This is a genomic window from uncultured Brevundimonas sp., assembly GCF_963977465.1.
Lineage (GTDB): Bacteria > Pseudomonadota > Alphaproteobacteria > Caulobacterales > Caulobacteraceae > Brevundimonas.
The window spans coordinates 347,640-371,632 of the sequence record NZ_CAXBOQ010000001.1 but is presented as its reverse complement, the minus strand read 5'-3'; the positions used below and the strand labels follow the sequence as shown (position 1 = coordinate 371,632).

General features: G+C 66.4%; 24 protein-coding genes and 2 tRNA genes. 11 read left to right on the top strand and 15 right to left on the bottom strand.

Translation table 11 applies throughout. The features are described 5' to 3' along the window. Window positions 1-68 precede the first annotated feature (68 nt). The 5 genes from AAC067_RS02005 to AAC067_RS01985 form a co-directional block, all read right to left on the bottom strand. On the bottom strand, window positions 69-806 hold the full coding sequence (locus AAC067_RS02005; protein WP_339929035.1) for a TlyA family RNA methyltransferase: 738 nt from the start codon (window positions 804-806) through the stop codon (window positions 69-71). Beyond that, the gene (locus AAC067_RS02000) at window positions 803-3,544 is read right to left on the bottom strand and encodes a valine--tRNA ligase (RefSeq protein ID WP_339929033.1); all 2,742 of its coding nucleotides are present in this window, start codon (window positions 3,542-3,544) and stop codon (window positions 803-805) included. The genes AAC067_RS02005 and AAC067_RS02000 overlap by 4 nt, the downstream gene beginning before the upstream one ends. A gap of 80 nt (window positions 3,545-3,624) precedes the next feature. Continuing rightward, a complete protein-coding gene (locus AAC067_RS01995; protein ID WP_339929031.1) occupies window positions 3,625-4,281 on the bottom strand; it encodes a DUF2497 domain-containing protein in 657 nt (218 codons plus the stop codon). 203 nt (window positions 4,282-4,484) lie between these two features. Then, complete coding sequence (locus tag AAC067_RS01990; RefSeq protein WP_339929029.1) at window positions 4,485-6,008, bottom strand: TolC family outer membrane protein; 1,524 nt, start codon at window positions 6,006-6,008, stop codon at window positions 4,485-4,487. 131 nt (window positions 6,009-6,139) lie between these two features. After that, window positions 6,140-6,769, bottom strand: a complete 630-nt coding sequence (locus AAC067_RS01985) for a protein-L-isoaspartate O-methyltransferase (RefSeq protein ID WP_339929027.1) — start codon at window positions 6,767-6,769, stop codon at window positions 6,140-6,142. 138 nt (window positions 6,770-6,907) lie between these two features. Here AAC067_RS01985 and AAC067_RS01980 point away from each other — a divergent pair. Beyond that, window positions 6,908-6,981, top strand: a tRNA-Cys gene (locus tag AAC067_RS01980). Window positions 6,982-7,076: 95 nt separating this feature from the next. On the opposite strand, the gene AAC067_RS01975 is transcribed toward AAC067_RS01980, so the two are convergent. After that, window positions 7,077-7,199: a hypothetical protein gene (locus tag AAC067_RS01975; protein ID WP_339929025.1), complete on the bottom strand. Its 123-nt coding sequence runs from the start codon at window positions 7,197-7,199 to the stop codon at window positions 7,077-7,079. 96 nt (window positions 7,200-7,295) lie between these two features. Further along, window positions 7,296-8,093: an RNA methyltransferase gene (locus AAC067_RS01970; RefSeq protein WP_339929023.1), complete on the bottom strand. Its 798-nt coding sequence runs from the start codon at window positions 8,091-8,093 to the stop codon at window positions 7,296-7,298. 68 nt (window positions 8,094-8,161) lie between these two features. On the opposite strand from AAC067_RS01970, the gene AAC067_RS01965 reads away from it, so the two are divergent. After that, a tRNA-Asn gene (locus AAC067_RS01965) sits at window positions 8,162-8,236 on the top strand. A gap of 142 nt (window positions 8,237-8,378) precedes the next feature. Here AAC067_RS01965 and AAC067_RS01960 read toward each other — a convergent pair. Continuing rightward, complete coding sequence (locus AAC067_RS01960; RefSeq protein WP_339929021.1) at window positions 8,379-9,143, bottom strand: hypothetical protein; 765 nt, start codon at window positions 9,141-9,143, stop codon at window positions 8,379-8,381. Between the two features lie 82 nt (window positions 9,144-9,225). Here AAC067_RS01960 and AAC067_RS01955 point away from each other — a divergent pair, with 82 nt between their 5' ends. Beyond that, window positions 9,226-9,831: a TIGR00730 family Rossman fold protein gene (locus AAC067_RS01955; RefSeq protein WP_339929019.1), complete on the top strand. Its 606-nt coding sequence runs from the start codon at window positions 9,226-9,228 to the stop codon at window positions 9,829-9,831. A gap of 118 nt (window positions 9,832-9,949) precedes the next feature. Beyond that, window positions 9,950-10,246 (top strand): hypothetical protein, encoded by a 297-nt coding sequence (locus tag AAC067_RS01950; protein WP_339929017.1) that lies wholly within the window; start codon window positions 9,950-9,952, stop codon window positions 10,244-10,246. Window positions 10,247-10,268: 22 nt separating this feature from the next. Here the strand turns inward: AAC067_RS01950 and gltX are convergent, their stop codons facing one another. From gltX to AAC067_RS01935, 3 genes are all read right to left on the bottom strand, one after another. Next, window positions 10,269-11,603, bottom strand: coding sequence for a glutamate--tRNA ligase (gene gltX, locus AAC067_RS01945; RefSeq protein ID WP_339929015.1), 1,335 nt, complete (start codon window positions 11,601-11,603; stop codon window positions 10,269-10,271). Between the two features lie 81 nt (window positions 11,604-11,684). Next, window positions 11,685-12,119 carry an RNA polymerase-binding protein DksA gene (gene dksA, locus AAC067_RS01940; RefSeq protein WP_339929013.1) on the bottom strand — a complete coding sequence of 145 codons (435 nt, stop codon included), beginning with the start codon at window positions 12,117-12,119 and terminating at the stop codon, window positions 11,685-11,687. Window positions 12,120-12,303: 184 nt separating this feature from the next. Continuing rightward, window positions 12,304-12,732, bottom strand: a complete 429-nt coding sequence (locus AAC067_RS01935; protein ID WP_339929011.1) for a flagellar assembly protein FliX — start codon at window positions 12,730-12,732, stop codon at window positions 12,304-12,306. A 183-nt stretch (window positions 12,733-12,915) separates the two neighbouring features. Here AAC067_RS01935 and AAC067_RS01930 point away from each other — a divergent pair, with 183 nt between their 5' ends. From AAC067_RS01930 to AAC067_RS01915, 4 genes are all read left to right on the top strand, one after another. Further along, complete coding sequence (locus AAC067_RS01930) at window positions 12,916-14,019, top strand: flagellar basal body P-ring protein FlgI (protein WP_339929009.1); 1,104 nt, start codon at window positions 12,916-12,918, stop codon at window positions 14,017-14,019. 2 nt (window positions 14,020-14,021) lie between these two features. Beyond that, window positions 14,022-14,330 (top strand): rod-binding protein, encoded by a 309-nt coding sequence (locus AAC067_RS01925; RefSeq protein WP_339929007.1) that lies wholly within the window; start codon window positions 14,022-14,024, stop codon window positions 14,328-14,330. Next, window positions 14,327-14,788 (top strand): flagellar basal-body protein FlbY, encoded by a 462-nt coding sequence (locus tag AAC067_RS01920; RefSeq protein ID WP_339929005.1) that lies wholly within the window; start codon window positions 14,327-14,329, stop codon window positions 14,786-14,788. The genes AAC067_RS01925 and AAC067_RS01920 overlap by 4 nt, the downstream gene beginning before the upstream one ends. Before the next feature lie 62 nt (window positions 14,789-14,850). Beyond that, window positions 14,851-16,449 carry an EAL domain-containing protein gene (locus AAC067_RS01915; protein WP_339929003.1) on the top strand — a complete coding sequence of 533 codons (1,599 nt, stop codon included), beginning with the start codon at window positions 14,851-14,853 and terminating at the stop codon, window positions 16,447-16,449. Between the two features lie 48 nt (window positions 16,450-16,497). On the opposite strand, the gene AAC067_RS01910 is transcribed toward AAC067_RS01915, so the two are convergent. Then, the gene (locus AAC067_RS01910; RefSeq protein WP_339929001.1) at window positions 16,498-16,635 is read right to left on the bottom strand and encodes a hypothetical protein; all 138 of its coding nucleotides are present in this window, start codon (window positions 16,633-16,635) and stop codon (window positions 16,498-16,500) included. A 148-nt stretch (window positions 16,636-16,783) separates the two neighbouring features. Between AAC067_RS01910 and AAC067_RS01905 the strand changes: the two genes are divergently transcribed. Next, window positions 16,784-17,272 (top strand): group III truncated hemoglobin, encoded by a 489-nt coding sequence (locus tag AAC067_RS01905; protein ID WP_339928999.1) that lies wholly within the window; start codon window positions 16,784-16,786, stop codon window positions 17,270-17,272. Here AAC067_RS01905 and AAC067_RS01900 read toward each other — a convergent pair whose 3' ends face one another. Further along, window positions 17,273-17,512, bottom strand: coding sequence for a hypothetical protein (locus AAC067_RS01900; protein ID WP_339928997.1), 240 nt, complete (start codon window positions 17,510-17,512; stop codon window positions 17,273-17,275). A 128-nt stretch (window positions 17,513-17,640) separates the two neighbouring features. Between AAC067_RS01900 and uvrA the strand changes: the two genes are divergently transcribed. Beyond that, entirely contained in the window at window positions 17,641-20,577 is a 2,937-nt protein-coding gene (gene uvrA, locus AAC067_RS01895; protein ID WP_339928995.1) for an excinuclease ABC subunit UvrA, read from the top strand. A gap of 15 nt (window positions 20,578-20,592) precedes the next feature. Here uvrA and AAC067_RS01890 read toward each other — a convergent pair whose 3' ends face one another. Further along, complete coding sequence (locus tag AAC067_RS01890) at window positions 20,593-21,522, bottom strand: hypothetical protein (protein WP_339928993.1); 930 nt, start codon at window positions 21,520-21,522, stop codon at window positions 20,593-20,595. A 28-nt stretch (window positions 21,523-21,550) separates the two neighbouring features. After that, complete coding sequence (locus AAC067_RS01885) at window positions 21,551-22,510, bottom strand: hypothetical protein (RefSeq protein ID WP_339928991.1); 960 nt, start codon at window positions 22,508-22,510, stop codon at window positions 21,551-21,553. A gap of 62 nt (window positions 22,511-22,572) precedes the next feature. On the opposite strand from AAC067_RS01885, the gene trmFO reads away from it, so the two are divergent. Next, window positions 22,573-23,991, top strand: a complete 1,419-nt coding sequence (gene trmFO / locus AAC067_RS01880; protein ID WP_339928989.1) for a methylenetetrahydrofolate--tRNA-(uracil(54)-C(5))-methyltransferase (FADH(2)-oxidizing) TrmFO — start codon at window positions 22,573-22,575, stop codon at window positions 23,989-23,991. The last annotated feature ends 2 nt before the right edge of the window (window positions 23,992-23,993 follow it).

Sequence of the window (23,993 nt, the reverse complement as noted above, 5' to 3'; positions counted from 1 at the left end):
CCTGTCGATCGACGACGTGACGGGAGCCGCCGGTGGAGAAATCCGTCGGCGGCTCTCTTACGTTCGGGCTAGCGCTTTTGCGCCCACAACAGGAATTCGATGTTGCCGTCGCCGCCGGTGATCGGGCTTTCCGTCGTTTCCCGCACGCTCCAGCCCTCGCCTTCCAGCCAGGCACTGACTGAGTCGACGGCCCGGCGATGCGCCCCGGGATCCTTGACCACCCCCTTCTTGCCGCCACCGCCGCCGGGCCCGTCGGCCTCGAACTGCGGCTTGACCAGGGTGACCAGGTCGGCCCCTGCCCCGGCCAGCGCCAGCGCCGCCGGCAGCACCTTGGCCAGGCCGATGAAGCTGGCATCGCAAACGATCAATGCCGGCGCTTCGGGAATCAGCTCGGGCGTCAGCGTGCGGGCGTCGGTCTTCTCCAGATTGATGACCCGCTCGGCCGCGGCGACCCGCGGATGCATCTGCTCCGAACCGACGTCGACCGCATAGACCCGGTCCGCGCCACGGGCGAGGCAGACCTCGGTAAAGCCGCCGGTCGAGGCCCCGATGTCCAGCACCACCCGTCCTTCGACCGGTACGGGCCACAGGGTCAGGGCGTGGTCCAGCTTCAGCCCGCCGCGACCGACCCAGCGATGAGCGTCGACCACGGTCAGCACCGCGTCATCCGGAACCGACTGGGCCACGATTCGTGCCGGCACCCCGTCGATGGTCACCCCGCCGGCCTCGATTGCCGCGCGCGCCTTGGCCCGACTGTCGGTCAGGCCCCGGGCGACCAGCAACTGGTCCAGCCGGACCCGTTTCATCCCAGGTCGTCCAGACGGGCCAGGGCGGCCCCCAGCCGGGTCCGGCCCTCCTCGGCCTCGGCCAGTTTGGCGCGCTGCTCGTCGATCACCGCCGCCGCCGCCTTGGCGACGAAATTGGGGTTACCCAGCTTCTTGTTGAAATGCGCGATGTCGCTGTCGAAGGCGGCGATCTCCTTGGTCAGGCGCGCCCGTTCGGCGGCCAGGTCGATCAATCCGGTCAGGGACAGGGCCACGCCCTCGCCATTGCTGACGAAGCTGACGGCACCGGCCGGGGCTGCCTCGGCCGACCCGACCTCGGAGACCCGTGCGAGGGTCAGGATCAGATCCCGGTGACGATCGATCAGGGCGGCTGTCTCGGGCGACGGACGCACGAAGGTCAGTGGCGGTTTGGCTCCCGGCGGCACGTTCATCTCGGCCCGCAGCTGGCGAATCTCGGTGACCAGGTCGACCAGCCAGCCGATCTCGGCCTCGGCCCCGGCATCGACGAAGGCGTCCGGCAGGTCGGGCCATGACGACCCGGCCAGCAGCCCTTCGCGCGCGGGACCTTCCCGGCCCAATTCGGCCCACAGTTCCTCGGTGATGAAGGGCATGACCGGGTGCAGCAGCTTCAACGTCTGGTCCAGGGTCCAGGCCGTCATGGCCCGGGTCTCGGCCTTGGCCGCTTCGTCGCTGCCTTGGAACACCGGCTTGGCCAGTTCCAGATACCAGTCGCAGAACACGTTCCAGACAAAGCGGTACAGGGCGCTGGCCGCGTCATCGAACCGCCCGCCCTCGATGGCTTCAGCCACGGCCCGCTCGGTCTTCAGCAGCTCGCCGCGGATCCAGCGGTTGATGGTCTGGTCGACCGTGGCCGGGTCAAAGCCCTCGACCCGGCGCGCCTCGTTCATCTGGCTGAAGCGGGCGGCGTTCCACAGCTTGGTGCCGAAATTCCGATAACCTTCAATCCGCTGACGGCTGAGCTTGATGTCACGCGTACCCGACAGAATGGCCATGGTGAAGCGCAGGGGGTCGGCCCCCAGCTCATCGATGATGACCAGCGGGTCGATCACGTTCCCCTTCGACTTGCTCATCTTCTGGCCCTTCTCGTCCCGGACCAGGCCATTGATGATCACCCGCTTGAACGGCACCTCATCCATGAAGTGAAGTCCCATCATCATCATCCGGGCGACCCAGAAGAAAATGATGTCCGCCGCCGTGACCAGATCACTGGTCGGGTAGAAGCGTTCGAGGTCCTCGGTCTTGTCGGGCCAGCCCATGGTCGAGAACGGCCACAGGGCCGAACTGAACCAGGTATCGAGCACGTCCTCGTCCTGGATCAGGGCGGTCTCGCCGTCATAGTGATGGCGCGCGGTGGCGCGGGCGTCCTCCTCGGTCTCCTCGACGAAGATGGTCCCGTCCGGCCCGTACCAGGCCGGAATCCGGTGACCCCACCACAGCTGGCGCGAGATGCACCACGGCTCGATGTTCCTCAGCCATTCGAAATAGATCTTCTCATAGCTCTTCGGCTCAAAGACAGTATCGCCCTGCTCCACCGCCTTGATCGCCGGCTGGGCCATCGTATGGGCGTCGACGTACCACTGGTCCGTCAGCCACGGCTCAATGACCACGCCGGAGCGGTCGCCGTGCGGGATGACGTGGCGGGTCTTCTCGATATCCTTGAGCCAGCCCTCGGCCTCGGCCCGGGCAACGATCGCCTTGCGCGCCGCGAACCGGTCCATGCCGTCATAGTCGGCCGGCACGTCCGGCGTGTCGGCGGCGGTGATGCGCCCGTAGGCATCCATGATGTTCAGCGCCGGCAGCCCGGCCCGCTTGCCGACCTGGAAGTCGTTGAAGTCGTGCGCCGGGGTGATCTTGACCGCACCCGAGCCCTTGGCCGGATCCGCATAGGCGTCGGCGACGATCGGAACGCGCCGGCCGACGATCGGCAAGGTCACGAATTTCCCGACCAGTCCAGCATAGCGGTCGTCGTCCGGATGCACCGCCACCCCGGTGTCGCCCAGCATGGTCTCGGGCCGGGTCGTGGCGACGACGATGAAGTCGCGGGTCTCGTATTCCGTGGCCACACCGTCGTCGTCGAAGGCGACCGGGTGCTCATAGGTGACGCCGTCGGCCAGCGGATAGGCGAAATGCCAGTAGGATCCCTCCATCTCACGCTGCTCGACCTCGAGGTCGCTGATCGCGGTCTGGAAATGCGGGTCCCAGTTGACCAGTCGCTTGTCGCGATAGATCAGGCCTTCCTTGTGCAACTGCACGAACACCTTGCGCACGGCGGCGTTCAGCCCCTCGTCGAGGGTGAACCGCTCACGGCTCCAGTCGCAGGACGCGCCCAGACGGCGCAGCTGCTGCACGATCGCCCCGCCGCTCTCGGCCTTCCAAGTCCAGATCTTGTCGACAAAGGCCTCGCGACCCATCTCACGCCGCCCGATATTGCCCGCGGCCGCCAGCTGGCGCTCGACCACCATCTGGGTGGCGATGCCGGCGTGGTCGGTCCCCGGCAGCCACAGCACCGCCTTGCCCTTCATCCGGTGATAGCGGGCCAGGATGTCCTGCAGGGTGTTGTTCAAGGCATGGCCGACGTGCAGCGACCCGGTCACGTTGGGTGGCGGGATGACGATCGAATAGGCGTCGGCCGCCCCGTCGGTGGCCGTCGCGGCGCGGGGGGCGAACAGGCCACTCTGCTCCCAGGCTTCATACAGGCGGGGTTCGGCAGCGGTGGGATCGAAGGTCTTGTCGAGCATGACGGAATTCGTTTCGGCAAAAGGAAAGGGCGGCCCCACCGGAGCCGCCCTTGTGATCTAGTCGCAGTGGACGTGAAGGGCTAGCCGGCGGTGCGGGCGATGCGTTCGACTTCCTTGCGTACCTCGGTCTCGACGATGCCCGGCAGATGGGCGTCCAGCCATTCCTTCAGCATCGGCCGCAACAGGGCGCGGGCCAGATCGTCGATGGTCAGGCCGCTGCCCAGGCTGGGCTCGGTCGAATCAGCGGGGCGCATCGCGGCGGCCAGACCGGCGAAGGCCGATGCGGCGCTGGCAGCAGCACTGTCGCCGACGATTCGATTATAGGCCGCCGCGGGTGCAGCCTCGGGAGCGGGCTCAGGTTCCGGCTCCGGCTCCGGTTCAGCGACAGCGGCTGCGGCCGGAAAATTATCGGGCTCGGCCACGTCCAGATCACCGATCACTTCGGCGGCCGGGGCCTGATAGGGTTCGGTCAGCTCGAGGACATCGTCTTCCTCGGCTTCCGGTGCCTCGGCCGTTTCCGGCTCCTCGGCGGGTTCCGGCTCAGGGGCGGGTTCCGGTTCCGGCTCAGGGGCCGCGGCCTCAACGGGCGCGGGCGCGGGTTCAGCTTCCGGCGCGGCTTCCGGCTCGGGCGCGGCGGCCTGGGCCGTCTCCGCCGGGGCGTCGTCCTCGGAGATGATCCGGCGGATCGACGCCAGGATTTCCTCCATCGTCGGTTCCTGGGCGGTCTGGTCGGTCATGATGTACCCTTGAACGAAACCTGGCGGCGCAACACGGACGCAGCCGACGGACATTGGGGCGACGCGGACGACTGCACCATCCCCTGTGCCTTGTCGTCGCATCTACGCCCGGCGGAATCAACGTTCGTTTTTCGCCTGTCAGGCTATATTTCAACTCCGGACGCGGAACGGTCCGCCTGACCGCCGCCGCCCCGACGCTATGGTCACTGATCCGGCGCGGTGCGGATGATTTCCGACTTCAGCCGCTGATCGATCGGGGCGTCCTCGGCGTCGTTGGCGGGCACGACGGGCGGCGCGGCGATTCGGTCGAAGGCCTCGATCACACCGTCCCACGGCAGGGCACCATTATTGCGGACCCGCTCGTAGTTGGCACGGGCGTCATAGACGTCGATCGTCGGATCGAGGTCCTGGCCTTCCAGCCGACCCATCGAGGCCAGCAACTGGGCCTGGGCGACGTATTCATTGCGACGGGCACTGGCCAGGGCGACCTGGGCGCTGCGCAGTTCCAGCTCCTGGTTCAGCACGTCCAGCGTGGTGCGCAGACCGACCTGGGCTTCCTGACGAACCCCTTCCGCGGCGACCGAGGCGGCGCGCACAGCCTCCTGTCCGGCCTGCAGGGCGGCGCGGGCGGAGATCACCTGGGCATAGGCGTTGCTGACCGACTGCAGCACCTGACGGCGACGGCCCTCACCGTTGATCTGGGCGACATTGGCCTGTTCCAGCGCCTGCGACACCCGTGAGCGGTTCAAGCCCCCGGTGAACAGTGGCACCGACACGGATGCGGACGCCTGAAATGCGGTTCGATCGGCTAGGTCAAAATTGTTCAGGGTGCTGGACCCGCCATAAGACGCCGTCAGACGGGCAGACGGACGATACTCGGCGCGGGCCGCGGCGACGCGGGCTTCGGCTGCCTGAAGATTGTAGTCCGCAGCCCTGACGCTCGGGTTCTCCGCCAGGGCGACATTCAGGGCCACATCGAAATCGGTGGGCACGCCCGGCAGGGCAGGCAGAGCCGACAGGTCCGACGGGGCCTGGCCGACCACAGCGGCGTAGGCGGCACGCGACACGGATAACTGGGCCCGGGCATTGGCCAGGTCGGCGTCGGACTGGGCCAGCCGGGCCTCGGACTGGGCCACGTCGGTGCGGGTGATCTCGCCGACCTCGAAGCGGGCGCTCGATTCATCCAGCTGGCGCTGCAGAACGGTGATGTTGTCCTGGCGTACCTGGAGGATCTCCATGTCCCGCAGCACATCAGCATAGGCCTGGATCACCGAGGTCAGCACCTGCTGTTCGACATCGCGAAGGCCTTCCCGCCCGGCAAGGATATTGGCTTCGGCCACGGTGATCCCGTGGCCGATCCGGCCGCCCGAATAGATGGACTGGGACAGACCGATACTGGCTGAGCCTGAATTCGATTCTGAGACCCCACCGGTAACCAGGTCGGGAATCCCATCGCCGTTGATGTCCCGGGAGCCCCCGCCCTTACTGTCGGTTCTGGAATAGCTGGCAGTGCTGCTCAGGTCGACCCGTGGCCGAAGTCCGGCGCGGGCCTGGACGATGGTCTCGTCCAGCGACCGCTGGCTGGCCCGCTGGGCCAACAGGGTGGGGTTGGTGCGATAGGCCAGGGCCAGGGCTTCCTGCAGCGTCTCCGCCCAGGCCGGTGCGGCGAATCCAGCGACCAGCGTGGCCATGGCCACTGAAGCGAGCGCGCGCGAGCGTATAAACATAAGCCGTTCCTGCCTGACGGTCCCCGAAATGGCCCGCCCTGTGTTCGTTGGCGTAAGTGCGAGATCACCACGCCATACGCCAGTTAAGTTTTTTTCACCCTCGCCGGCCGCAACGCCGTCGGCGGCGAGATCTAGAGGCTGAATGTGGGGACCGGTGCCAATTCCGCCAACACCGGAGGGGACGCATCGAACAGTTCCCGCCGGGACAGACCCTCGCGACCCTGAACATACAGGACCGCCTTGCCGGCCGGGCCCGTGCGCTCGACCACGGCCAGCCGACCGCCGGGCTTCAGGGCCGCGATCCAGGCCGACGGCCGGACCGGCGTGGCCGCCTCGCTGACGATCAGATCGTAACCCTCACCGTGCGGGGTGGTCAGCGGTGCCACGACCGTTTTGACCCCGGCCTCGGCCAGGGCGGCCCCGGCAACGTCGAACACGTCGGCGTCACCTTCCTGGGCGATCACCTCCAGTCCCATTCCCGCCAGCACGGCCGCCGCATAGGGGGCGGCGATCGCCAGAACGCGCTCGCCCGGGCGGGGATCGAGAGCCATCAGCAGTTTGGACACTTCGCGGGCCGCCATCAGCTTGCGCGTCCCGGCGATATCCACCTCGGTTTCGGAATAGGCGGCAAACGCCCGGTCGGCGGCGCAGAACCGCTCGCGGGGTACGGCCAGCAGGGCAGCCTGAAGTACCCGGTCGGTGACGTCGTTCACGCGGACCTGGGAGTCCACCATGACCTTGCGTGCGGCGGCGAAGTCCATCTGTCGCTGATCCTGATCTGGCGGCGCAGGAAGTGCACCGGAAAACTCGCGCGCTTATAGGTCCGCGCGTTGCAGCCGACAATCCGATCTGGTAGCGAACGGCCCTCGCGAATACGTCGTCTCCCAAAAGAGACAGACGGCCTGATGGCGGAGTGGTTACGTAGCGGACTGCAAATCCGCGCACCCGGGTTCGATTCCCGGTCAGGCCTCCATCGCGACTTACCCCGGATCAAACAACATCGCCGGCCCGCAGGAATGCCCTGCGGTCCCTGCTATGAATGGCCTTTCAGCCCGACCTCAAAGGCTTTCAGCCTATGGGGGCGGTGATCCATCCAACCGCACCCGCCAGGCTGACGGCGGCGGTGACGAGGCCGATCGCCACGGTGATCCGCGCATTGCGAAGGATGAAGAAAAATATTCCACTGAACATAGGCACTCTCCCCGGACACCCCAGAGCGCCACAATTTTGCCTAACTATCAAGGTGGACGAATCGTTAAAGCGATGAAAATTTGGTGAGAGTCGGCCTTAACGGCTCAGCTGAAACAGGGCGACGGCCCCCGCCGTGGCCACATTCAGCGAATCAAAACCGCCTGACATCGGGATTCGAACCCCGCGGCAGCGGTCGATCAGCGCCGCCGGCAGCCCCGGCCCTTCCGGCCCCAGCAATATCGCCCGCCGTCCCTTGCGACCCACCGCTGACAGGTCCTCGCGGGCCGAAGGCGTCAGGGCGATGACCTCGAACCCGTGGCGCTCCAGCGCATCGACCATGGCGGTTGCCGTCAGGCCTGTGATCATCGGTGTCCGCAGCACAGCCCCGACCGAGACCCGGATGGCCTTCCGGTAGAAGGGATCGCAACAGCGGTCATCCAGCATCACCCCCGCCGCCCCGAAGGCCGCCGCATTGCGGAAGATCCCGCCCATATTGTCGTGATTGCCGATCTCGCTCGCCGCGACGATCACCGCGTCTGCGTCCGTCGCGGCCAGAAAACCGTCGACATCGATCGGTTCGGGCTTTTCCCCCAGGGCCAATATGCCCCGATGCAGGTGGAAACCGGCGATCCCGTCCAGCACCGCCTGCGGCGCGATATGGATCGGTACCGACTCCGGCAGGCCGGTCAGGATCTCGCCCTGGGCCGCCAGACGGGATTCGGCCAGCAGGACCGCCACGGGGCGACAGCGTGAGGCCGGTGACCCCAGAACCCGCAGCACCACCTCCCCCTCGGCGACAAACAGCCCCTCGCGGCCCGTCAGGTCCCGTTCGCGAATGTCGCGAAAGGCCGCGATACGGGCATCCGCCGGGTCTTCTATGCGGATGATTGTCATCGTTCGTCTTTTCCGGTTGCGCTGGCCCGACGGCCGCTGTTATAGCCGCCGCCTTCCCGAGCGTCTGTTCCGCGGTAGCTCAGTGGTAGAGCAGCCGACTGTTAATCGGCTGGTCGTAGGTTCGAATCCTACCCGCGGAGCCACTCGCCTTCCCTTCCCGGCAATTGGCCAAGAAAAAAGCCCGACGCACGCGCCGGGCTGAAGTGGTTTGGTGATGGTGGGTGTCTCCAAAGAAGGAAGACCCCCTGTGAATCGGCTGCTTCGGTTAAGCGAACCCTAACGGCCTCAGTCTGGTCGAACCGGCAGCCAGGTAGTTTGCGCGGCTCCGGCGGCACTCGTCCAGTTCACCCGCCAGCCCCATCCCGCCCGCTGCACCGAAAAAGCGCCGCCCGCCGGTGCCGAATCACCCGGATAGGCGAAGGCCGCATCCCGCACCCGTATGGTGACCTCGCCGCCGCCTGCCCGGTTGAGCACGGCGCTCCAGCGCCCGTCGTCGTCGGGGGTCACCCTCATGACGGGACCGTCGCCGACCGAGACCGGAACATTCTGCGACGTCGACCCGGTCCGGCCCGAGGCCAGCAGCACCCGGCCATCGCTGTCGATCGCGCCCAGGACCGGCGCCGCGTCCAGACGCAGACTGGCCCGCCCTGAACGCAGCAGGACAATGGGGCCGTTGCCGCCGCGCAGAATCAACAACCGCTCCGGGGCGGGAACCGAATCCTGCCCGATCTGGGCCTCGGGGATCAGCATCAGATCGTCGGCCGGCGCGGCCATGCGGATTTCAAAACGGCCCTCGGCGTCGCTGCTCGCAGCATAGGCGGTGCCACTCTCGCGCCGCAGAACGACCCGGCCCTCGGGCTCGGCCAGGCCCTGGACCCGCAGACCCTCGGCGGTGACGCTGACTCCGGTAATTTGCGGTGGCGCAGTCCAGTGGCTGGCGGGACCGGACGGGGTCGGGGTGGCGACCGGCGCGGGTTCCGAACAGCCGGAGACGAGGCCGAGGAACAGCGCCAGCCCGACGGCGGCGCCGGATGCGATCCGACGTTTCATACTCATCACCGGCACTATATGGCTGTTGTTCCAGATAGCGCGCCCGGATGCCTGCTGTCTCCCCCTTCGGTCCTGAGGAAGCATGTCGTCCATCCCCGTCACCATCGCCCCGTTCGACGGCCTGTCCGTCTGCCTGTTCTGCGGCTCCTCGGACACGGCCCATCCTGACTATACGGTTGCGGCCCGGGCCTTCGGCGCGGCGACGGCGGCCCAGGGCTGGCGGCTGGTCTACGGCGGCGGCGGCGTCGGTCTGATGGGGGCCTCGGCCCGTGGTGCCCACGAGGCCGGCGGCCGGGTCGTCGGGATCATGCCCGGCTTCCTGCGCAGCCGTGAGCGCCTCTACGACGAGGTCGAGACCATCGTCGTCACCTCGATGCATGAGCGCAAGACGCTGATGTATGACCAGTCCGACGCCTTCGTCGTCGCCCCCGGGGGTGTCGGCACCCTGGAAGAGGTCATCGAACTGCTGTCCTGGAAGCGGCTCGACCTCCACGCCAAGCCTGTCATCTTTTTGAACATCAATGGCTTCTGGGACATTCTGTTCTCCCTGATGCAACATTCGGTCGACGAGGGCATGACACCGCCGTCCTTCCTCGATGCCTGGGTCGTCTGCGACACAGTCGACGCGGCGATCGCCGCTATTCGCGACGCGGAGCACACGCCGGTCTTGCAACATGATCACCGTTAAGTAATCAGTGATAAGGTGCCAAGGTTGGTTTTCTATAGAAACGCTTCTTGCGCGTTTTTATAGGAAGCGGCCGTCGGCGTTCCGGGGCATTTCCGCCCCACCTTGTCCGGAGACTCCCATGCGTGCCCTGATCATCGCCGCGGTAATGTTCGCTGCCGCACCCGCCCTGGCCCAGTCGCCTGCGGAAACCGCCCTCACCCTGGCCGATGCCGCCACCGCCCCTGCGGGCACCACCATCATCGACGGTGCCGCCTGGCGCTGCGAAGGCACTGACTGCACCGCGACTGCCCGCGCCAGCCAGCCGGCCTCGCGTGCCTGCCGCCGGGTTGTCGCCCGCCTCGGCAAGGTGACGGCCTTTTCCTACAAGGGCACGACCCTGACGGCCGCCGAACTGGCTACCTGCAACGCTGACTGACGCCTGTGGGGCGGGGTCGGCCTCAGGCCGCCTCGCCCTTCAGCCGCTGCACGATCCGCTCGCGGCCGATCATCGGCACCAGCGTCGCCATGTCGGGCCCGTGCGCCTGACCGGTCAGGATCAGCCGCAGCGGCATGAACAGGGCCTTGCCCTTGGCCCCGGTCGCCTCCTTGACCGCATTCGTCCACACCGACCAGGCCGTCTCGTCGATCGCTTCCGGCAGGACAGCCAGCGCCGCCGCCGCAAAGGCCGCGTCCTCGATCACCGGCGTAACCGGCCCACGGACCAGCGCCGCCAGATCCGTCACATCATCGAATTTCTGCAGATTCTGCCGCATCAGCGTCCAGAAGGCCTCGCCCAGGTCGCAGTCCCGTTGGGCCAGCCGCTCACGCGCGACGTCATAGGGCATGGCATGCAGGGCCTGCGCGTTCAGCCGGTCCAGATCCGCCGTGTCATAGCGCGCCGGTGACCGGCCCATCTTGGCGAAGGCGAAGCTCTGGCCCAGGGCCTCGACCGACTCCGCGACCTCCAGCGGGTCCGACGTGCCGATCCGCCCCAGATGGCTGGTGATGGCGATCGGCTCATAGCCCTGCTCGCGCATTTCGCTGATCGACAGCGACCCCAGCCGCTTCGACAGAGCCTGACCGTCCGCCCCGACCAGCAGCGTCGTATGACCAAAATGGGGGATGGTGCCGCCCAGCGCCTCGAAGATCTCGATCTGGGCCCCGGTGTTGGTCACATGGTCCTCACCGCGGATCACATGGGTGATGCCCATGTCGATGTCGTCGACGACCGACGGCAACGTATAGAGAAACAGGCCGTCCTCGCGAATCAGCACCGGATCGGACATCGAGGCCGTGTCGACCTCGGCATGGCCGCGCGCCAGGTCTTCCCAGGAAACGCGCTTGCCCTCGAGACGGAAACGCCAGTGCGGCTTGCGCCCCTCAGCGTCGTAGGCGGCCTTCTCGGCCTCGGTCAGCTCCAGGGCGGCACGATCATAGATCGGCGGCAGGCCGCGCGACAGTTGCACCTTGCGGCGGCGATCCAGCTCGTCGCCGGTCTCGTAGCAGGGATACAGACGCCCGGCGGCCTTCAGCCGGTCGGCGGCCGCCTCATAGCGATCGAACCGCTTCGACTGGTTGTGGCGTTCATCCCAGGCCAGACCCAGCCAGCTCAGGTCGTCCTCAATGCCCTGCTCGAAGGCAGCGGTGGACCGCGCCAGATCGGTGTCGTCGATGCGCAACACGAACTGACCGCCATGCGCCCGGGCGAACAGCCAGTTGATCAGGGCCGTACGGACATTGCCGACGTGCAGCTTGCCGGTGGGCGACGGGGCGAAACGAACCTTGACGGACATGTATACGGTAACCTCGAAAGCGAGGCGCGTTGGTCGCGCCACCACCTCCGCAAGTCAAGCCGCCGTGCCGTCAGGCGAGGATCAATCGTCCCTGTGGACGCGTTCGCGGCGCTCGTGCCGCTCCTGGGCCTCAACCGACAGGGTCGCCGTCGGCCGGGCTTCCAGTCGACCCAGAGAGATGGGTTCGCCGGTCTCCTCGCAATAGCCGTAGTTGCCGTCCTCGATCCGACGCAGAGCGTCGTCGATCTTGGCAATCAGCTTGCGCTGGCGATCCCGCGTTCTCAGCTCCAGCGCCCGGTCAGACTCCGAGGAGGCCCGATCGACGAGATCCGGATGGTTCTCGGTCTCGGCCTGGAGGTTGACCACGGTCCCGCGTGACTCACGCAGGATGTCTTCCTTCCAGTTCAGCAATTTTTGCTTGAAATAGGCGAGCTGTCGCTCGCTCATGAACGGCTCATCGTCACTGGGCCTGTAAGCAGCTCCGGCGTCGGTAACTGTAGACGCTAATGCGTTCATCGCATTCACGCTCTTCTTCCTAAGCACCCCCCTGCGGCGCAGCCCTGCCTATAGGAGGGGTAAAGAGTCGTCGCAACGCGGTTCGCGCTAGAGTGATGTAGACAACGGCGTCTCTGGTGGAAAACGTGACATTTCTTCATCACTTTCGCCGTCAGACTGAGAATATCCCGTTGAAATCGGTCGTTTATGTTGCGGTGCGGCGTAAATCAGCCTTGGCCAACTCTACCGCAGCGCGCAGATCGATCTGATCCAGCAGGCCGTCCAGACCCGCGTCGCCGTCGAGCGTTCGCTCCTCGCGCAGAGTCCGGGCCAGGCGTTCCAGCGCCGCTTCGTCCGGCTCGCCGGACAGCAGGGCCAGCTTCACCTCCTCGAGCCGGTCCAGCAGGCCGTTGCCGCGCCGGATCGCCCGACGGCGGCGCTCTGTCACGTCCTCAACCCCCTGCAGGGCCATCAGGGCTGACACGCCGGTCACGCTGGATACGCCCCCGGCGGCCGATGTCGCGCCGGCCCGAGCCGCCCCACCCGATGCAGGCAGGGCAAAGCCGCCGCCGCTACGCGACGGCCGGGCGGATGATGAGGATGACGACGGACCCGACGGGCCGGTGACCTTCATGCGGGCGAACTCCAACTGATGCCCGACACTCGCCGGGGACCGTCACTGTTTGGTTAACGCCCCGGCAGATTTTGCCGCGGACATCCGGCCCCGAAACAGCCCGCTCGCTGTTATTGTTGCGTAATTTTCGCGGCACGATCCTCGCAGGGTTAATCACGACACCAGTCATTGGACGTCCGACCTATGAAAAAACTGCTCGCCGCCTTTCTCGCCCCGCTCGTTCTGGCCGGGCTCGCCACCCCGGTGGCAGCCCAGTCCCGAATCAAGGACATCGCGGCAGTCGAGGGCGTCCGCACCAACCAGCTGGTCGGTTACGGCCTGGTGGTCGGCCTCAACGGCACCGGGGACTCGCTGCGTAACTGCCCGCTGACCCGGCAATCCCTGGAAGGGATGATGGAACGCCAGGGCGTCAACATCCGCGGCACCAACGCCAATACCAAGAATATCGCGGCCGTCATGGTGACGGCAGAACTGCCGCCCTTCTCGACGCCGGGTTCGCGCATCGACGTCAATGTCGCGGCCATGTGTGACGCCAAGAGCCTGCTGGGCGGCCAGGTCCTGGTCACCAGCCTGCAGGGTGCCGACGGCGAGGTCTATGCCGTGGCCCAGGGCTCGATCCAGACCGGGGCCGTCTCGGCCTCGGGCGGCTCCGGCTCCTCGGTGACCCGTGGCGTCCCCACCGCCGGCCGCATCGCCTCGGGCGGCGTGGTCGAGCGTGAGACCGGCTTCGAACTGGCCAATATGAATGAGGTTCGGCTGACCCTGCGCAATCCCGACTTTACCACGGCCCAGCGCGTCGCCTCGGCCATCAATCAGGTCTACCCCAGCACGGCGATGGCCGAGAACGGCACGGTCATCGCCCTGCGCGCGCCCGGCCAGATGGGTATGGCGGGCTTCATCAGCCAGGTCGAGAACCTGACCGTCCGGGTCGACGTCCCGGCCAAGGTGATCATCGACGAGGTCAACGGCGTCATCGTCATGGGCGACGCCGTCCGCATCTCCACCGTCGCCATCGCCCAAGGCAATCTGACCATCTCGGTGCAGGAATCGGCCCAGGTCAGTCAGCCCCTGCCGTTCAGTCGCGGCGAAACTGCCGTGGTCCCTGAATCGACGGTGACCATCGAGGAAGAACTCGGGCGCGAGATCCGGATCGTCAACGGCACGACGTCGCTGTCGACCCTGGTCAACGGGCTCAACGCCCTGGGCGTCAGCCCGCGCGACATGATCGGCATCCTGCAGGCGATCAAGGCCGCCGGGGCCCTTCAGGCCGATATCGAGGTGATGTGATCATGAGCGACCTGTCCGTCCCCGCCGCCCTGCTGCAGCCCTTGGCCGAGCGTCCCGTCGCCTCGCCCGCAGCCATGGCCCGCACGCGCGAGACCGCCGAAGCCTTTGAGGCCTCCTTCCTGTCCCAGATGCTGAAGCCGATGTTCGAGGGCCTGTCGACCGACGGCCCGTTCGGCGGCGGCGAGTCGGAAGCCACCTGGCGCGGCTTTCTCGTCGACGCCATGGCCAAACAGACGGTCAAGGCCGGCGGCATCGGCCTCGCCGACCGGGTCATGAGCGAAATGTTGAAGATGCAGGAGCAAGCCGCATGACCACACGCAGCGCCGCTGATGCGGCCGCCGATCTCAACGCGACCGGCCACCTTCGCCAACTCACCACCCTCACCGAACGCCTGACCGGACGGCTGATCGAGGAATCCCGGGCTTTCGAGGCCCGGCGGCCCCAGGACGTCGCGGGCGGCATGGCCGAGACCCGCGAACTGGCCAACCTCTACCGCCGTGAGTCAGCCCAGGTGAAGGCCCACCCAGAACTCTTCGCCGGGGGCGGTCTCGGCGAGCGCAAGGCGCTGATCCGCGCGACCGAAGCCTTTGAAGCGGTCCTCGCCCGCCACGTTCTGGCCGTTGAGGCGGCCCGGGTCATTTCCGAGGGCCTGGTCAAGGCCATCGCCGAAGAGGTCGCCAGTGTCCGCGGCTCCCCGTCAGCCTATGGTTCGTCCGGACAGGCCTCCGCCAGCGACGCCCGCGCGGTGGCCATGAACCGCACCGCTTGACCACATCCCGTTAACCGCGTTCGTCGGCTCAACCTTTACGGTTGCGGGCGCAGGGTTCACGGATGAGTATTTCCCGTCGACTTCTGGGATTGGCCTGCGCCTCGGCTGACACCCTCATCGAAATCGATGCCGGCGGCTGCGTCGTCATGGCTATCGGTGCCGGACCTGCGTCCGGAATCGATCCCGGAACCGACTGGATCGGCCGCCCGCTCATTGACCTGTTCGACAAGGCCAGCGGAGCGGTCGTCACCCAGGCCCTGGCCGGCCTGCAGCCGGGAGTCCGCGCCGCGCCGCTCGACATCGTGGTGACCTGTGGCCCCCATCAGATTCGGCGCGCCCGGCTACGCACATTCTGCCTGCCGGAGATTGCCCCGGCGGTTTCCTGCGCCCTGATTTATGACGGCGCGCCCTTCAGCCTTGCCCAGCCCCGGACTCCACCCATGCTGGATGCCGAAGGCCTGATCAACCGCGTTCAGCAGGCGCTGCGCGAGGGTCGCAGCAGCGAAGACGTGGCCCTGGCCTTCGTCGACATTCCCGGCCTGATCCCCGGCAAGGACGAACAGCATCAGCGCGCCGAGGCCCGGATCGAGGCCGCCCTGCAATCCGCTTCCGTCGACGGCGCCAGCGCCGCACGCCTGACGCCGAAGCGCTTTGCCGTTCTGCGCAACCCGGAAGACGACGCCTCGACCCTGGCCGATCAGGTCCGGGATGCCGGGGCTGCCGAGGGGCTGGAAATTCAGCCGACCGCGAGCCAGGCCGGCGTCGACGCCGGGCTTGCGCCGGGCCTGGTCATGCGGGTCCTCAGGGTCGCGCTCAAGGCTTGTATTGAAAGCGGCGACACCGCCCCACCCGATCAGGTCTTTGCTGACAATCTCAGGACCACCCTCCAGGAAGCCGAGCGGTTCACAGCGATCGTTCGCAATGGCGACTTTGCCCTGCATTTCCAGCCGATCGTCGATCTGACATCCGGCGAGATCCATCACCTTGAAGCGCTGGCCCGCTTCGGCGACGAGAGTCCGGCCGGCACCGTGTCCCTGGCCGAGGACCTCGGCCTGATCGACAAGTTCGACCTGGCCGTGGTCGAGAAGGCGCTGAAGCAGATGCGTCGCCCCGGCTTCACCCACCTCAAGGTGGCCGTGAACATCTCCGGCGCATCCCTGTCCAATGACACCTATATCCAGGCCTTACTGAATCTGACCAAGCCCCACCCCGAGGTCCGCGCCCGGCTGCTGGTCGAGGTTACTGAAACCGAGTCTGTCGGCGATCTCGTGGCAGCGAACCGCCGGCTGGGTACCTTGCGTGAAGCGGGCATCATGGTCTGTCTCGATGATTTCGGCGTCGGCGCGGCCTCATTCGAATATCTGCAGAGCCTGTCGGTCGATATCGTCAAGATCGACGGCAGTTTCATCCGCGACGTCGTCGACAATGCCCGCACCCGCACCCTGCTCGGTCATCTGGTGGGTCTGTGCCACTCGCTGAAGGTGTCGACCATCGCCGAGATGATCGAAACCGAGGAACAGGCCAACGCGGTCCGGGCGCTCGGTATCGACATGGGACAAGGCTATCTGTTCGGTCGCCCGTCGGCCGAGCCGGTCATGCCTGTTCCGGTCACCGCCACACCGGTCGGGCGTCGTCAGGGTGAAGTCAGCGGCTGGGGCTGAAACGCCCGGCCTGTCCACTCAACGGTATCGAAATTCCAGCGTCCGGACTCAGTCGCCCGGGTGGCGGCGCGTGCGGTCTGCGCGGATGCGGATCGGCACCGGCTTCGGGCGCGGCGTCAGCGAGACAAGCCCGGCCACGACGGCGACGACGGAAAGGGTCAGACCGATTTCCAGGGCGTGGATCATGGGAAGCTGCCTCTTGTACAAACGCGAGATGTTGAGAATGGCGTCTGATCTCGCCCTCTGCAAGGGACTTCCCCTCACGGTTGGGTGACGGCGACCCGGTGTCGCGCCCGGATGGTGGTCAACGTCCCGAACGCCTATGTCATCGGTCATGACCCTGTCGCCTGACCATCCGCCGGAATCCCGCCGCGACGCCGCCAAACACCGGATCGAGACCGAGACCGGCATCGACGAGGCGATGATCGACCGCCTGGTCGACGGATTCTACGATCGGGTTCGCGCCGACACCCTGATCGGGCCGATCTTCGATGAACGGATCAGTGACTGGGGTCCGCACCTGGCCCAGATGAAGCTGTTCTGGTCGTCCGTGGCCCTGATGACCGGCGTCTATCACGGTCGCCCCATGCCCAAACACCTGCCCCTGCCGGTCGACGGCCGCCATTTCGACCGCTGGCTCGAGCTGTTCCGGGCTACGGCCCGCGACCTATGCCCGCCGGAGGCGGCCGATCACTTCATCGAACGGGCCGAACGGATCGCCGACAGCCTCGAACTGGGCATCGCCGGGGCCAACGGTGTCCTGTTGCGCAAGGGCGAGCGCTATGTGCGGCCGACCGAGGTGTGGGGACCGTCGGACAGCTAGTTACTGCCCCGCAGCCAGCCGATCTGCCAGATCTGACCGGAAAACAGACAAGGCCTCCTCGACGGGGACGGCTTCGCCCGAGCGGTCGTATGCGGCGAGGCGGCGGGCCTCTTCGGTCCAGTCGTCACCGATCGCCTGCTCAAGGACCTGAAGCGCATAGTCGGCCGGGGCCGCCTCCGCGACCACTTTCAGGCGCAGCGCCTGATCCTCCGTTAGGTGAATATCGAACCCGTCAGCCATACCGAAGAATAACTTGGACGCCGTCCCGGCGCAATGTTCTCATATTGTTCTTGCTGAAACCGACGAATTGATCCCCATATAGCGGTGTCGCCCCGAACCCTGCACGCCCCACCGCGTTTCCGGAATCCATGACCGAAAAACACAATTTCATCCGCGTCCGCGGTGCCCGCGAACATAATCTCAAGGGCGTGGACGTCGACATCCCGCGCGAGAAGCTGGTCGTGATGACCGGCCTGTCCGGCTCGGGCAAATCCTCGCTCGCCTTCGACACCATCTATGCCGAGGGTCAGCGCCGCTATGTCGAGAGCCTGTCGGCCTATGCCCGCCAGTTCCTCGAACTGATGGGCAAGCCCGACGTCGACCTGATCGAGGGCCTGTCCCCGGCCATCTCGATCGAACAGAAGACGACTTCGAAGAATCCGCGCTCGACCGTCGGCACGGTGACCGAGATCCATGACTATATGCGCCTGCTGTGGGCCCGGGTCGGCGTGCCCTATTCGCCGGCCACCGGCCTGCCGATCGAGAGCCAGACCGTCTCGATGATGGTCGACAAGCTGACGGCCCTGCCCGATGGGGAGCGGCTGTTGCTGCTGGCCCCGGTTGTGCGTGGCCGTAAGGGCGAATACCGCAAGGAGATCGCCGAGTGGCAGCGCACCGGCTTCCAGCGGCTCAAGATCGACGGTGAATTCTACGCCATCGAGGACGCCCCGGTCCTCGACAAGAAATTCAAACACGACATCGACATCGTCGTTGACCGCATTGTCACCAAGGCCGGGCTCGAGGCCCGCTATGCCGACAGCTTGCAAACCGCCCTGAACCTGGCCGACGGCCTGGCCACCGCCGAATGGGCCAACCCGCCCGAGGGCGAGGAGCCGCGCCGCATCGTCTTCTCCGAGAAATTCGCCTGCCCCGTGTCCGGCTTCACCATCGCCGAGATCGAACCGCGCCTGTTCTCGTTCAACAATCCGTTCGGGGCCTGCCCGACCTGCGACGGCCTCGGGGTCAAGCTGGCTTTCGACGCCGATCTGGTCATCCCCGACCGCGACAAGGTCCTGCACAAGGGCGCGGTCGCCCCGTGGTCCCGCGGCCCCTCGCCCCTCTACACCCAGACCCTGCAGGCCCTGTCGCGTCACTACGGCTTCTCGATGGACAAGCCGTGGCGCGACCTGCCGGAACAGGCCCAGCAGGTCATCCTGCGCGGCACCGGCAGCGAGAAGATCAAATTCGTCTATGACGACAACGCCCGCACCTATGAGGTGTCCAAGACCTTCGAAGGCGTCCTGCCCAATCTGGAGCGTCGCTGGCGCGAGACCGACAGCGCCTGGGTGCGCGAGGAACTGGGTCGTTACCAGTCCGAAACCCCGTGCGAAGCCTGCGGCGGCAAACGCCTGAAGCCCGAGGCCCTGGCTGTCCGCATCGACGGCTCCGACATCGCCGACATCAGCTTCCTGTCGATCTCCAAGGCCTACCTCTGGGTCTCGACCCTGGCCGAGCGACTGACCGACAAACAGCTGGAAATCGGCCGCCGCATCCTCAAGGAAATCAGCGACCGGCTGCGCTTCCTCAACAATGTCGGCCTCGACTATCTCAGCCTGTCGCGCGCCTCGGGCACCCTGTCCGGCGGCGAGAGCCAGCGCATCCGTCTGGCCAGCCAGATCGGCTCGGGCCTGACCGGCGTCCTCTATGTGCTGGACGAGCCTTCGATCGGCCTGCACCAGCGCGACAATTCCCGCCTGCTGGAATCCCTGCGCGGCCTGCGCGACCTCGGCAACTCCGTGCTGGTGGTCGAGCATGACGAGGAGGCGATCCTGACTGCCGACTATGTCATCGACATGGGCCCGGCCGCCGGCATCCACGGCGGCGAGATATGCGCCGAGGGCACCCCGGCCGAGGTGCTGGCCAATCCGAACTCCCTGACCGGCAAATACCTGTCCGGCGAGCGCGAGATCGCCCTGCCCGTCGACGGCCGCCGTCCGATCAACCGCAAGAAGATGCTGAAGATCAGCGGGGCCACCGGCAACAATCTCAAGAGCGTCACCGGTGAAATCCCGGTTGGCCTGTTCACCTGCGTTACCGGCGTCTCCGGCGGCGGCAAGTCCACCTTCACCATCGAGACCCTGTACAAGGCCGCCGCCCGTCGTCTGCACAACGCCTCCGACGCCCCGGCCAATTTCGACCGCATCGAGGGGCTGGAGCATTTCGACAAGGTCATCGACATCGATCAGAGCCCGATCGGCCGCACGCCGCGCTCGAACCCGGCCACCTATACCGGGGCCTTCGGACCGATCCGCGACTGGTACGCCGGCCTGCCGGAGTCAAAAGCCCGCGGCTACGGCCCCGGTCGCTTCAGCTTCAACGTCAAGGGCGGCCGCTGCGAGGCCTGTTCCGGCGACGGCCTGATCAAGATCGAGATGCATTTCCTGCCCGACGTCTATGTCACCTGCGACGTCTGCAAGGGCAAACGCTACAACCGCGAAACGCTGGAAATCGTTTTCAAGGGCAAGAGCATCTCCGATGTTCTGGATATGACGGTTGAAGAGGCAGCGAGCTTCTTCAAGGCCGTGCCGCCGATCCGCGACAAGATGCTGACGCTGGAGCGGGTCGGTCTCGGCTATGTCCAGGTCGGCCAGTCCGCCACCACCCTGTCGGGCGGTGAGGCCCAGCGGGTCAAACTGTCCAAGGAACTGTCGAAACGCGCCACCGGCAAGACCCTCTACATCCTCGATGAGCCGACGACCGGCCTGCATTTCGAGGACATCCGCAAGCTTCTGCAGGTGCTCCAGGAACTGGTCGAGGCCGGCAACACCATCGTCGTCATCGAGCACAATCTCGACGTCATCAAGGTCGCCGACTGGCTGCTCGACTTCGGTCCCGAGGGTGGCGAGGGCGGTGGCGAAATCGTCGCGGTCGGCACCCCCGAACAGGTCGCCGCTGACCCCAACAGCTGGACCGGCCGCTATCTGAAAGAGGTGCTGGACCGCCACGAAACCCGCCGCAAGGCCCGCGTGGCGGCCCTGACGGCGGATGCCAAGGTCAAGCCGGCCCGGTCAAAAGCCCGCGCCTGACCGACCCGCCTGGCGTCAGACCGTCGGTGCTTCAGCGCCCGAGCCCGTGATGTCGCGATAGGCGGCGGCGAACGGGGCATACAGGACCCCGACGGTCAGGGCGTAGACCACGGCTTCAACGAAGGCACTGGCGATGACCCACGGGTTGCTGAGGTCAAACCGCGCCTGCATGGCCGCCATGTCGGAAGCACCCGAACCGAGCGACCAGGGCTCGAGACCCGACATCATCCCCAGTGGCATGGTGATGATGGAGGACAGGACGCCGATGATAATCACCATAACCGCGGTCAGGATGATCATGCCGAGCAGCGGCCAGAACCGCCCCTTGGTCACGGCAAAGGAATCGAAAATGGCGATTCGCTTCTCGGCCACAGTGATGGGAACGGCCAGACACAGGCGTACCGCCAGCCAGATCAAGAGGGCCGCGCCGGCGAGACCGACGACCACAGCCGCCAGAACGGCGATTCCGCCACCCGAGGCCTGGGCGATGCCCACGGCGATGCCCACTGCGAAGATCAGGACCAGAAGCAACACCATCGACAGCAGCGACAAGACCAGGCTCACGACAATGACCCGCACCTCATCCATGCCCAGTTTCAGATAGCCGAATCCGCCGGCCTTGGGGGTCAGCACGCCGCGCGCTACAGCCGCGGCCAACATGGCCCCGACCACGATCGAGAGCGGGAACAGCCAACCCATATTCAGGAACACCTCGCCCAACGCCTGCAACAGCGCTGCGACGTCCGCCTGAGGCGGCGAGGTCACCCCTTCCATGGCCTCGGCCATTTCGGTGACCCTGGCCAACGGGCCCATGGCTCTCGACACGGCGAACAGGCTGGCCACGCTTACGACCGCATAGAGCAGGGCCCAGGCGACGAGCGCCAGCGGATTGCGCCGGACCAGGCGGAAGCCCTCGAACGTGGCCTCGGTGGCAGAAAAACTCATCGCATCTCTCCTGCGGGTCTCGTCTGGATCAAAGTTCCGGCGCGTGCGCCGGTTCCGCCGTCTGGACCGGTTCCGTTACCGGCTCGGCGACCGGAGGCGGCGCGCTGCTGTCCGCCAGCTGGCGGCAGGCCGAGGCGAACGGGGCGAGCCCAAGCGTCAGTAACATGCCGTAGACAAACGACAACACCACACCGCCCAGGGCGCACCAGGCCCAGTTGGCCATCATCCACGGAATCGGGTCACCCCAGTTGGCTGGATCGGCCCAGACCTCGACGTTATTCAGATCAATGAAGGCGGCCCCCACGCCAAACGCCGCCAGGGCCGCGATCACAACAGCAATCTCGACCAGCAGGATAATCACCAGCAGAAGCAGCATCATCCCGAACAGCGGCCAGGTCTGACCCCGCCCCAAACGCCAGCCCTGAACGAAGGCGAAATCCCGGTACAGCACGCTGGCCGGGGCGATCAGACTGATCCGCGCCGTCATCAGCCAGAGGCCCAGCACGAGCACCAGCACAAGAACGGCGATGGTGATCCAGTTGGCCGGCGAGTCCAGCTGCCACATGGCAAAGCCGGCCGCGACCCCCAGCAGCATCAGCACGACCCCGGCCAGATAGAAGCCGACAAAGACCGCGACGCCGACCACGGCGACCCGCAGCTCATCCATGCCGATCCGAAGCGAGAAGACCGCCCGCTCTTTGGGCCGGATGATCGCCCGGATGACGGCGGTATAGACCACGGCCATCACCAGCAGCTGAACGATGTGCAGCAGCCCGCTTACGCCCTGTAGCTGCAGCATCGCGCTGAAATCGGGATCCCTGCCCGCCTCGGACGAGGCGAAGGCCTCAACCATGAACGGCAGCGTGACCAGGACGGCCCCCGCCGACGGCAACAGGATCAACAAACCCCAGACGAGAACCGACAAAGGTCGCCGTCCGACCAAGCCGAAAGCATCGCCGAACGCGGTGCCGATTGAAAATCTGGCCATTAGCCCCCCTATTCCCCACGGCCAAGCTAGCCCGGATGAGACTGCAAGGCTAGAAGCCGCCCATGACAGCCTCCCCTCTCGCTCCTATCCACGTCATCGGCGGCGGTCTCGCCGGGTCCGAGGCCGCCTGGCAGATCGCCTCGGCCGGTGTCCCCGTGGTGCTGCACGAGATGCGCGGCGTGCCGGGGATCAAGACCAACGCCCACCACACGGATGGTCTGGCCGAGCTGGTCTGTTCCAACTCCTTCCGCTCCGACGACTGGGAGCATAACGCTGTCGGCCTGCTCCACGCCGAGATGCGCGCGCTGGATTCCATCATCATGCGCTGCGGCGACGCCCATCAGGTCCCCGCCGGTGGAGCCCTGGCCGTCGACCGTGACGGCTTCTCCCAGGCGGTGACCGCCGAACTGGAAGCCCACCCCCTGATCACCATCGTCCGGGAGGAGATCGCCGGCCTGCCGCCCGAAGACTGGGACAATGTCATCGTCGCCAGCGGCCCCCTGACCTCCCCGGCCCTGGCCGCCGCCATTCTCGACCTGACCGGCGAGGATGCGCTCAGCTTTTTCGACGCCATCGCCCCCATCGTCCACGCCGACAGCATCGATTTCGACATCGCCTGGCGTCAGTCGCGCTACGACAAGGAAGGCCCCGGCGGTGACGCCGCCGCCTACGTCAACTGCCCGATGAACAAGGACCAGTACGAAGCCTTCATCGACGCCCTGCTGGACGGGCCCAAGGCCGAGTTCAAGGAGTGGGAGAACGTCCCCTATTTCGACGGCTGCCTGCCGATCGAGGTGATGGCCGAACGCGGCCGCGAAACCCTGCGCCACGGCCCGATGAAGCCGGTCGGCCTGACCAATCCGCGCGACCCGCAGGTCAAGGCCTATGGCATCGTCCAGCTGCGTCAGGACAATGCGCTCGGCACCCTGTTCAACATGGTCGGCTTCCAGACCAAGCTGAAACACGGGGCCCAGGCCGAGATCTTCCGCATGATCCCCGGCCTGCACGAGGCCCAGTTCGCCCGCCTCGGCGGCCTGCACCGCAACACCTTCCTCAACAGCCCGAAACTGCTGGACCGCCAGCTGCGCCTGAAAGCCATGCCGCGCCTGCGCTTCGCCGGTCAGGTCACCGGCGTCGAAGGCTATGTCGAGAGCGCCGCCATGGGCTTGCTAACCGGCCGCCTCGCCGCCGCCGAACGTCTTGGCCGCCCGCTGGAGGCTCCGCCCGTCCACACCGCCATGGGGGCCCTGGTCGAACACATCACCGGCGGCCACCTCGACGGTCCCGGCGGCATCTCCAAATTCCAGCCGATGAACATCAACTACGGCCTGCTGCCACCGCTGGAAGCGCCCAAGGTCGACGAGGCGGGGGAAAAGATCCCGCTCAAGCAACGCGGCCGCGCCAAGAAGCGGCTGATGAGCATCCGGGCGCTGGAAGCCCTCAAGGCCTGGCGGGATGCGGGGTCCGGCCAACCACAATGACA